This window comes from Mesorhizobium sp. M7A.F.Ca.CA.001.08.2.1, from assembly GCF_003998455.1.
GTDB classification, from domain to species: Bacteria; Pseudomonadota; Alphaproteobacteria; order Rhizobiales; family Rhizobiaceae; genus Mesorhizobium; species Mesorhizobium ciceri.
In genome coordinates, this window is record NZ_RZPW01000991.1 from 1 (window position 1) to 1,866 (window position 1,866).

A 1,866-nucleotide genomic window follows, 5' to 3' on the forward strand; every position below is an offset into this window, starting at 1 on the left:
GCGCAGCACGCCGGCACAGAAGGCGCCCGCTTTGGCGGAAAGGCCGCCCGCCAGTGCCGGATCGTAAGTCATCGGCTTGCCGGCCTCGTCGACGAAGCTGAAATGGATGTGGACGCCGTTGCCAACGGCGGTTGGCGCTGTCTTGGGGGCGAAGCTCGCACGCCAGCCGGCATTGCGCGCCAACTCGCGCGTGATTTCGCGGATGGCGACGGCGCGGTCGGCCGCCGTCAGCGCGTCCGCCGGCTCGTGCGTCACCTCGAACTGCTCGTCGCCGAATTCGGCGATGACCACCTCGGGCACGACGCCGGCTTCCTCGAGCGCCGCCATCAGATTCGGCGCGAAAGGATCGGCGCGGCGCAGTGCGGCGAAAGACATTGAATGCGCCTGTGCGAAGCCGCCGTCGGCGACGTTGAATTCATGCTCGAAGGCGGCGATGACCGACAGGCCGGTTGCGGCTTTCAAATCGGCCAGCGCGTCTTTGAGCATCGTGCGGGTGCAGCCGAGCCATGGGCTGCCGTCGAGCTCGACGATGTCGCCGGCGACCATATCGAATGGCGTTGCCGATCCGGTGCGTGTAGTGCGAAAGCGCGCCTCGAGATCGGGGATCAGCCGCAGGTCGCCCGACGAGCCCCAGGGGTTGGGATCGACGATCGAGTTGAACGGTGTCAGCGACAGATTGGCCTGCAGCCAACCGACGCCGGTCGTGGCGGTCTTCTGCAACTTGCTTTCGGCAACGAAACGGCCCCGCGTGACGGCGGAGAGATCCGTGGTGACGACGGCAACCAGAGGCTCGACAGTCGATGTCATGCCGGTTTTCCCAAAGCGTTGAAGCGGTCGACGACCGTGTCGGTGTCGGCCACCCAGCAGTAGCCGCCGAAGGCCTTGAGCGCGATGTCGTGGCGTTCCTGGGTGATGGTGGCGCAGGCATCCGATACGCAGGTGACAAGATAGCCGCGGTCGGCGCCGTCGCGCACCGCCATGTCGACGCATTGATCGGTCAGCACGCCGACCACGACGAGATAGCGGATGCCGAGGTTCTTGAGGAGATAGTCGACATTGGTCGAATTGAAGATGCCCGACGACGTCTTCGGCAGCATGATCTCGTCGCCAACCGGCGCCAGCGATGCCACCGGCAGTCCTTCGGGGAGACTGGGCGCAACATGGATCGGTGTCAGCTTGTGGTCGAGCGAGCGCTCACGGCCGTCTTCGGTCAGGCTCTGGATGATGGTGTGCAGCACCTCGACGCCATTGGCCCGCGCCGCCGCCAGCAGGCGCTCCTGGTTGGGGATCGTCTGCGAGGATGTCTGCCGGTAAAAATAATGATCGGGGCCACGTTCCGGATGCGACGGATCGGCGCCCGGCTCCAGCCAGATGCGCTGCATGTCGACGAGCAGCAGTGCCGTTTCGCCGGCACGGAAGGCTTCGTCTCGTTTGGGTAGGGCCTGGGTCATGCTTTGTCGTCCTGCTTTGCTGATTTGGGTCCCGGTGTCTTGCGGGGGCCGGGTGTCTTGCGCGCGCCGTTCTCTTGCGGTTCGCTGTCGAGCGTCACGGCATTGGCATGCCGCACCTTTTCGAGTCGCTCGATGCGGGCGCGGGCCTCGTCGCCCAGCGTCGAAACGATATGGGCGACCAACGCTTCCATCTGTGCGATCGCCGGCGCCAGCGTGTCGTAAGGTGAGGCGACTTCGAGCGGGCTGACGATGGTGACTTCGGCGAGATCTGATATCGGCGACAGCCATTGGTCGGTGAACAGGACGATGCGCACATCGAGCGCCGCCGCCTGTTTTGCATAGGCCATCACATCGAGTTGGTAGCGGCGGTAGTCGAAGACGACGAGCACGTCGCGCCGGCCGAGGTCGGCCAGCG

Annotated in this window: 2 protein-coding genes and 1 pseudogene; all 3 read right to left on the reverse strand. The window is 65.2% G+C overall.

Going from position 1 to position 1,866, the window contains the following annotated elements:
* Positions 1–807: pseudogene (locus EN914_RS33905) on the reverse strand (glutamine synthetase); the annotation flags it as partial.
* Positions 804–1,451 carry a cysteine hydrolase family protein gene (locus EN914_RS33910; RefSeq protein ID WP_013530318.1) on the reverse strand — a complete coding sequence of 216 codons (648 nt, stop codon included), beginning with the start codon at positions 1,449–1,451 and terminating at the stop codon, positions 804–806. The gene EN914_RS33910 and the pseudogene EN914_RS33905, both read right to left, overlap by 4 nt.
* The coding region (locus tag EN914_RS33915; protein ID WP_164779119.1) for a MurR/RpiR family transcriptional regulator at positions 1,448–1,866 on the reverse strand (419 nt) is incomplete at its 5' end. The genes EN914_RS33915 and EN914_RS33910, both read right to left, overlap by 4 nt.

Bases quoted from the DNA above. Each gene is read 5' to 3' on its own strand.
- EN914_RS33910 (WP_013530318.1), bottom strand. From the start codon at position 1,451: ATGACCCAGGCCCTACCCAAACGAGACGAAGCCTTCCGTGCCGGCGAA.